Raw genomic sequence first — 7,399 nt, 5'->3', positions numbered from 1 at the left:
ACCCTCCGTTTTTTTGTTTTGCTGCGTCTCCGTCAGCTGAGTCAGAATGCCGAGCCCACCCAAAACCCCGGGGGCGGACTCCGGGAGATCTCCTTGGGCCCCGCCTCACGCGTTTCCACCGCTACTGGGCCGCGCCGTCCGGGGTCACCGGGTCCGGGCCGGCGTGCGGGTCTCCCTCCAGCGGCACCTCCTGGCCGCTCGTCCGGTCGACCACCGTCCGCCCGGCCAGCGGCGAGCGCAGATCGGCGGCGACCGCCTGCCGCTTGGCCAGCGCGGTGCAGACCTGCCCCGGCTGGACGGCCGGCGGGCCCGGCACGACCTCGACGGCCACCTTGCCCGCCTGTGACTCGTCCGCCTTCAGCGCGTACTTGGTGCAGACCCCGCCGAAGAAGTAGACCGTCAGCTTGTTGCCGCCGTCCGCCCGGTAGGCGACCGGCGGACGCACCGCGGGACCGACCCCGGTGCCGGCCGGGTTGGGCTCGCCCGGGGCGATCGCGTTGCCCGGGGGAGTGGCCGCCCCCGACGGCTGCCCCGGGGCGGGCGGGGCCGACGTCGGGTCCCCGCCGGCCGGCGGGGTCTGGGCCGGCTGGCCGGTCGCGCCGGACGCCGTCGCCGACGGGGTACCGGAGGCCGTCGGGGCCTGCGGGGAGGCACTCGCCGAGGCCGAGGAGCTCGCGGATACGGCGGCGCCCGCCGAGTCCGCCGAACTCTTGCCGTCCCCGTTGCACCCGGCCACCGTCACCATCGCCGCCAGCGCCACAGCCGCCAGGGCCACCGTCCGCCGACCGCGCCGGGGCATCGTCTCCAGGTCCATCTGCACATCCTCCCGAGGGCTCAGCGGCGCCGCCCCTCGGCCGCTCCGCGCGGATGTGACGTGCCCCGGTCGGATCCGGTTCCGTTCTCAGACGGAACGGATCATGCCGTACTCGGCCATCCCGGCGACCAGCCGCTGCGCCCCGGACGGGACCCGCACGCCGACGGACGCGGGGGCGGCCGGCTCCGGGTCCGTCGCCAGCAGCGGCCAGAACCGGCGCAGCCGCCGGGAGGAGCTCACCAGCGCGTCGAGGCTCTCGCCGTCGGCTTCGACCCGGAGAGCGGACGGCGGGGAGTGTTTGGGAATCATCGGGCATCGCTCCGATCCAGAGCCGTGGCGGCACTGCCACGGTCGAAGTCGGGGCCCGCCCGGTCCGGCCGGACCCCTCTAAGGCCGACCCTAGGCCCGGTTTCCGTACACCGACCAGTGCTACCCGGAGGTAGTACACGTTCGAGGGCAAGGGGTGCCACCATGGCCGGAGGGCGACAGCTTGAGTGGCACTCTTGCTGGCGCACGGTGCGGGCCCGGTACCGTTAGTGGGTTCATCCGACCCCGCCCGCTGGCCCTGCTGCCATCTTGAGGAGACCTCCGTGCGTATCGCCGTCGCCGGCTCGATCGCCACCGACCATCTGATGACGTTCCCCGGTCGGTTCGCCGACCAGCTCGTCGCCGAGCAGCTGCACACCGTGTCGCTGTCGTTCCTGGTCGACGCCCTGGACATCCGCCGCGGCGGCGTCGCGCCGAACATCGCGTTCGGCATGGGCGTGCTCGGGCTCCGGCCGGTCCTGGTCGGCGCCGCCGGTGCGGACTTCGCCGAGTACCGCAGCTGGCTGGAGCGCAACAACGTGGACTGCGACTCCGTCCACATCTCCGAGACCCGGCACACCGCCCGCTTCATGTGCACCACGGACGAGGACCACAACCAGATCGCCTCGTTCTACACCGGTGCCATGGCCGAGGCCCGCAACATCGAGCTCAAGCCGATCGCCGACCGCGTCGGCGGCCTCGACCTCGTCCTGGTCGGCGCCGACGACCCGCAGGGCATGGTCCGCCACACCCAGGAGTGCCGCACCCGCGGCTACGCCTTCGCAGCCGACCCCTCCCAGCAGCTGGCCCGCCTGGATGGCGACGACATCCGCGAGCTGGTGGACGGCGCCGCGTACCTGTTCACCAACGAGTACGAGGCCGCGCTGATCGAGAACAAGACCGGCTGGGACGCCGAGGAGCTGCTCACCCGCGTCGGCACCCGGATCACCACCCTGGGCAGCAAGGGCGTCCGGATCGACCGCAAGGGCGAGGCCTCGATCCTGGTCGGCTGCGCGCAGGAGGAGGCCAAGGTCGACCCGACCGGCGTCGGCGACGCCTTCCGGGCCGGCTTCCTGACCGGCCTGTCCTGGCAGCTCGACCTGGAGCGCGCCGCCCAGCTCGGCTGCATGCTCGCCACCCTGGTGATCGAGACCGTCGGCACCCAGGAGTACGAGCTGCGCCCGAGCGCCTTCCTGCAGCGCTTCGAGGAGAACTACGGCGCCGAGGCCGCCGCGGAGATCCGCGACCACCTGGTCAAGTAGTCCCGCTCCCTCAGGAGCGGCGCAGTACCAGGTAGGCCGAGCCCCGGTCGCCGCCGTAATCGGCGGCCGGGGCCTCGCCCGCGTACTCCTGCCCGCGCATCTCGCACCAGGCCGGGATGTCCAGCCGGGCCGCCTCGTCGTCCGCCAGCACGGCGACCGTGCCGCCCACCGGCACCTCGCCGATCCGCTTCGCCAGCTCGATCACCGGCAGCGGGCAGCGCTGGCCCAAGGCGTCGACGACTGTGACTCGTGGTCGCTCCTCGCTTTCGGCACCGGCGCGCCCTTCGGCTCGGGGCGCCGTCTGCGCCACCGGCTCCGGCGCCGGCAGGTCCAGCCCGATCGGGGCCCGGAGGCCCGCCACCAGGTCCGGCAGCACGGCGAGGAAGCGCTCCACGTCCGCCTCGGCCGTCCCGTACGGCAGCGAGACCCGGACGTTGCCCTCGGTGAGCACCCCCATCGCGGCCAGCACATGGCTCGGCGTCAGTGTCGAGGAGGTGCAGGAGGAGCCGGAGGAGACCGCGAAGCCCGCCCGGTCCAGCTCGGTGAGCAGCACCTCGCCGTCCACGTACATACAGGAGAAGGTGACGATGTGCGGCAGCCGCCGCACCGGGTCGCCGACCACCTCGACCTCGGGCACCAGCTGCGGCACCCGGGTACGGATCCGCTCCACCAGCGCGTGCAGCCGGGCGTTCTCCCGCTCGGCCTCGGCCCGTACGGCGCGCAGCGAAGCGGCCGCGGCCACGATCGCCGGGACGTTGACGAAGCCGGGCACCCGGCCGCCCTCACGCTCGTCGGCCGGCAGCGGCGAGGAGTACCGGACCCCCTTGCGCACGGCGAGGACCCCGACCCCGGGCGGCCCGCCCCACTTGTGCGCGCTCGCGGTCAGCAGCGACCAGCCCGCCGGGACGTCCGTCCGCCCGACGCTCTGCGCCGCGTCCACCAGCAGCGGCACCCCGGCCTCGGCGCACAGCGCGGCGACCTCGCCGACCGGCTGGACGGTACCCACCTCGTGGTTGGCGCTCTGCAGCGCGGCCAGCGCGGTGTCCGGGCGCAGCAGGGCGCCGAAGACCTCCGGGTCCACACGTCCGGTGCGGTCCACCGGGGCGACCGAGACCGTACCCCCGCCCGCCTCTCCTCCGGCCTCCGGCCGGGGGTACCCCCATCGCTCGGCGACGTGCAGCACGCTGGAGTGCTCCACCGCGGAGTGCACCAGGTGCCCGCCGCGCCGCCGGTTCCCGGTCAGGGCGCCCAGCAGGCCGAGTTGGACGGCCTGGGTCCCGCTCGCGGTGAAGGCGATCTCGTCCGCCCGCGCGCCCAGGACGGCGGCCACCGTCTCGCGGGCGGCGTCCAGCAGCATCCGGGCCTGTCGGCCGGAGCGGTAGAGCCGGGCCGGATCGGCCCAGCCCTCGTCCAGGGCGGCGGTCAGGGCCTGCCGCGCGACGGGGTGCAGAGGGGCCGTCGAAGCCACGTCGAAGTACACGGTCACATTTAACGACACACCCGGGAGCGTCTCCGCTCCGGTCGCGTGGCTCACCGGCCGTCAGTCGATCATCCTTAATGTCCGCTTCGTCCGCGACCGACGGGCCGTCACTCACGTTGTTCGAGGCCATCCCCCGATCGGGCGTAAGGACCTCGAATGCCTACGATGACCTGCGACGTAGCCCTTGCCGGGCCTGATCGGGCGACCGGGCGGCGCGTTACCGGGGGCTGCCCGTCAGGAGCGCATAAGGCTGGAGTAGGGTTTGGCCCGCATAAGCATTCAAACCGTGCCCGTGGACGGGTCGCCAGGGAGGCTCACAATCCTCCTTCGGTGCGACGCGAAGGCGGGCGAGACTTCGGGAAGGCGCTACGTGAGTCCCAACGGCTCCGACCGCTCGCCGCGGCGCACGATGCGGCGGAAGCTGCCTCAGGCGCTGGCACTGGGCCTCGTCATCGCGACCGCCACCGGCTGCTCGGCCAACGACCTCCCCAGGCTTGGCCTCCCGAGCCCCGTCACGAAGGAAGGGCCCATGGTCCTCCAGATGTGGCAGGGCTCCTGGATCGCGGCGCTGGTGGTCGGCGTACTGATGTGGGGTCTGATCATCTGGAGCGTGATCTTCCACCGGCGTAAGCGCACCGGTGTGGAGATCCCCCCGCAGACCCGGTACAACGTGCCCATCGAGGCGCTCTACACCGCGGTCCCCATCATCATCGTCTCGGTCCTCTTCTACTTCGTCGCCCGCGACGAGGCGAAGCTGACGCAGGTCTCCGCGAAGCCGCAGCACTACGTCAACGTGGTGGGCTTCCAGTGGAGCTGGGCGTTCAACTACGAGAACACCGAGACTCCCGACCCGGCCAACAAGGACGCCGCGTACGAGGTCGGTACGCCCAAGGACGCTCCGACGCTCTGGCTGCCGGTCAACGAGACGGTGCAGTTCCGGCTCACCTCTCGTGACGTCATCCACGACTTCTGGCCCGTCAACTTCATGATGAAGATGGACGTCGTGCCGGGCGTGGTGAACAAGTTCGAGGTCACTCCGACCGTCAAGGGTGACTACGTGGGCAAGTGTGCCGAGCTCTGCGGCGTGGACCACTCGCGCATGCTGTTCAACGTCAAGGTCGTCGACCGCGCCGACTACGACAAGCACCTGGCCGACCTTCGTGCCAAGGGCCAGGAGGGTGCGGTGCCTTCCGGCGTCATCACCATGGGAAGTGAAGCGAAGTGACCATCCTCAACGAGCCCGCCGCGGCCGGCGGGGGCGCCGAGGCCGTCACGGTCGGGGCGCAGCGGACCCGGAAGCCGGGTTCGACCATCATCAAGTGGTTGACCACCACTGACCACAAGACGATCGGCACCCTGTACCTGGGCACGTCGTTCGCCTTCTTCCTGATCGGTGGCATCCTCGCCCTGGTCATGCGTGCCGAGCTGGCTCGTCCCGGGACCCAGATCCTGTCGAACGAGCAGTTCAACCAGGCGTTCACGATGCACGGCACGATCATGCTGCTGATGTTCGCGACGCCGCTGTTCGCGGGCTTCGCGAACTGGATCATGCCGCTGCAGATCGGCTCCCCGGACGTGGCCTTCCCGCGTCTGAACATGTTCGCGTACTGGCTGTACCTCTTCGGTTCGAGCATCGCGGTCTGCGGCTTCCTGACCCCGAACGGTGCCGCCGACTTCGGCTGGTTCGCCTACTCCCCGCTGTCGGACGCGGTGCACTCGCCCGGCGTCGGCGGCGACATGTGGATCATGGGTCTGGCCTTCTCCGGCTTCGGCACGATCCTCGGTGCGGTCAACTTCATCACCACGATCATCTGCATGCGCGCTCCGGGCATGACGATGTTCCGGATGTCGATCTTCGTCTGGAACGTCCTGCTGACCTCGGTGCTGGTCCTGCTGGCCTTCCCGGTCCTGGCCGCCGCGCTGTTCGCCCTGGAGGCCGACCGCAAGTTCGGTGCCCACGTCTTCGACCCGGCCAACGGCGGGGCGATGCTGTGGCAGCACTTGTTCTGGTTCTTCGGCCACCCCGAGGTGTACATCATCGCGCTGCCGTTCTTCGGCATCGTGTCGGAGATCATCCCGGTCTTCAGCCGCAAGCCGATGTTCGGCTACTCCGGTCTGATCGCGGCCACCATCGCGATCGCCGGTCTGTCCGTGACGGTGTGGGCGCACCACATGTACGTCACCGGGCAGGTGCTGCTGCCGTTCTTCTCGTTCATGACCTTCCTGATCGCGGTCCCGACCGGTGTGAAGTTCTTCAACTGGGTCGGCACCATGTGGAAGGGCTCGCTGAGCTTCGAGACGCCGATGCTGTGGACGGTCGGCTTCCTGGTCACCTTCCTCTTCGGTGGTCTGACCGGTGTCCTGCTGGCCTCGCCGCCGATCGACTTCCACGTCTCGGACTCGTACTTCGTCGTCGCCCACTTCCACTACGTGGTCTTCGGCACCGTCGTCTTCGCGATGTTCGCCGGCTTCCACTTCTGGTGGCCGAAGATGACCGGCAAGATGCTGGACGAGCGCCTCGGCAAGATCACCTTCTGGACGCTGTTCTTCGGCTTCCACACCACCTTCCTGGTGCAGCACTGGCTCGGCGCGGAGGGCATGCCCCGCCGTTACGCCGACTACCTGGCCTCGGACGGCTTCACCACCCTGAACACCGTCTCGACCATCGGCTCCTTCGTGCTCGGCCTGTCGATCCTGCCGTTCCTCTACAACGTCTGGAAGACCGCCAAGTACGGCGAGAAGGTCACCGTGGACGACCCGTGGGGCTTCGGCCGCTCGCTGGAGTGGGCGACCTCCTGCCCGCCGCCGCGGCACAACTTCCTCACCCTGCCCCGGATCCGCTCCGAATCCCCGGCCTTCGACCTCCACCACCCGGAGATCGCCGCGCTGGACTACCTGGAGAACCACGGTGAGCCGGCCAAGCACCTCGCCGGCGTGACCCCGGCGAAGTACGACGCCCCGCAGCTGGGCAAGGGCAAGAAGGAGGGCGACGCCTGATGAAGGAACAGGGAAAGATCTTCCTCGGCCTGTCGGTCTTCGTGCTGGCCATGGCCATCACCTACGGCCTGTGGACCAACAAATCGGGCCCGGGTCTGGAGGCCGCCGGTACCACGGCGCTGTTCCTGGCCTTCGGTCTCTGCGCCTTCATCGGGTACTACCTCGCCTTCACCGCCCGCCGGGTGGACAGCGGCGCGGGTGACAACCCCGAGGCCGAGGTCGCGGACGACTCCGGCGAGCTGGGCTTCTTCGCCCCGCACAGCTGGCAGCCGCTCTCGCTGGCGCTCGGTGGCGCGCTCGCCTTCCTGGGCGTGATCTTCGGCTGGTGGCTGATGTTCTGGGCCGCCCCGATCATCGCGATCGGCATCTTCGGATGGGTCTTCGAGTTCTACCGCGGCGAGAACCAGAACCAGTAGGTTCAGCTTCCGCCGACAGGGCCGGTTCCCCCGCACGGGGGAACCGGCCCTGTCGCGTCCCGGGGGTGACCGCCTCACTCGCCCGGGTGAACGGCGGGTCGCCCGGATGTCGTTCGGAGCAGGG

Annotated in this window: 7 protein-coding genes; 4 read left to right on the top strand and 3 right to left on the bottom strand. The window is 70.3% G+C overall.

All coding sequences use genetic code 11. The features are described from left to right. Positions 1-121: 121 nt before the first annotated feature. Both ACFQ87_RS04925 and ACFQ87_RS04920 read right to left on the bottom strand, forming a co-directional pair. Entirely contained in the window at positions 122-814 is a 693-nt protein-coding gene (locus ACFQ87_RS04925; RefSeq protein WP_380609154.1) for a hypothetical protein, read from the bottom strand. Positions 815-901: 87 nt separating this feature from the next. Next, positions 902-1,123 carry a hypothetical protein gene (locus tag ACFQ87_RS04920; protein WP_380609153.1) on the bottom strand — a complete coding sequence of 74 codons (222 nt, stop codon included), beginning with the start codon at positions 1,121-1,123 and terminating at the stop codon, positions 902-904. A gap of 281 nt (positions 1,124-1,404) precedes the next feature. Between ACFQ87_RS04920 and ACFQ87_RS04915 the strand changes: the two genes are divergently transcribed. Next, positions 1,405-2,382, top strand: coding sequence for a carbohydrate kinase family protein (locus tag ACFQ87_RS04915; RefSeq protein ID WP_380609152.1), 978 nt, complete (start codon positions 1,405-1,407; stop codon positions 2,380-2,382). A gap of 10 nt (positions 2,383-2,392) precedes the next feature. Here the strand turns inward: ACFQ87_RS04915 and ACFQ87_RS04910 are convergent, their stop codons facing one another. After that, positions 2,393-3,862, bottom strand: a complete 1,470-nt coding sequence (locus ACFQ87_RS04910) for a cysteine desulfurase/sulfurtransferase TusA family protein (RefSeq protein WP_380609151.1) — start codon at positions 3,860-3,862, stop codon at positions 2,393-2,395. Positions 3,863-4,232: 370 nt separating this feature from the next. Between ACFQ87_RS04910 and coxB the strand changes: the two genes are divergently transcribed. Genes coxB through ACFQ87_RS04895 form a run of 3 tightly spaced genes read left to right on the top strand, consistent with a single transcriptional unit; the run spans position 4,233 to position 7,275 of the window. Then, the gene (coxB, locus tag ACFQ87_RS04905; RefSeq protein WP_380609150.1) at positions 4,233-5,087 is read left to right on the top strand and encodes a cytochrome c oxidase subunit II; all 855 of its coding nucleotides are present in this window, start codon (positions 4,233-4,235) and stop codon (positions 5,085-5,087) included. Next, positions 5,084-6,859, top strand: coding sequence for a cytochrome c oxidase subunit I (gene ctaD, locus ACFQ87_RS04900; RefSeq protein ID WP_380609149.1), 1,776 nt, complete (start codon positions 5,084-5,086; stop codon positions 6,857-6,859). Before coxB ends, ctaD begins: the two co-directional genes overlap by 4 nt. Continuing rightward, positions 6,859-7,275, top strand: a complete 417-nt coding sequence (locus ACFQ87_RS04895; RefSeq protein ID WP_380609148.1) for a cytochrome c oxidase subunit 4 — start codon at positions 6,859-6,861, stop codon at positions 7,273-7,275. Before ctaD ends, ACFQ87_RS04895 begins: the two co-directional genes overlap by 1 nt. Positions 7,276-7,399: the final 124 nt, after the last annotated feature.

Source organism: Kitasatospora sp. NPDC056531, assembly GCF_042794375.1.
In the GTDB taxonomy this organism is placed as follows: Bacteria; Actinomycetota; Actinomycetes; order Streptomycetales; family Streptomycetaceae; genus Kitasatospora.
Note: the sequence above shows the minus strand (reverse complement) of the source record. Positions and strands in the feature narration are given on the sequence as shown.

What these genes read in the sequence shown, in the direction of transcription:
- ACFQ87_RS04895 (WP_380609148.1), top strand. Translation starts at nt 6,859, where the DNA reads ATGAAGGAACAGGGAAAGATCTTCCTCGGCCTGTCGGTCTTCGTGCTG.
- ACFQ87_RS04925 (WP_380609154.1), bottom strand. Translation starts at nt 814, where the DNA reads ATGGACCTGGAGACGATGCCCCGGCGCGGTCGGCGGACGGTGGCCCTG.
- ACFQ87_RS04920 (WP_380609153.1), bottom strand. Translation starts at nt 1,123, where the DNA reads ATGATTCCCAAACACTCCCCGCCGTCCGCTCTCCGGGTCGAAGCCGAC.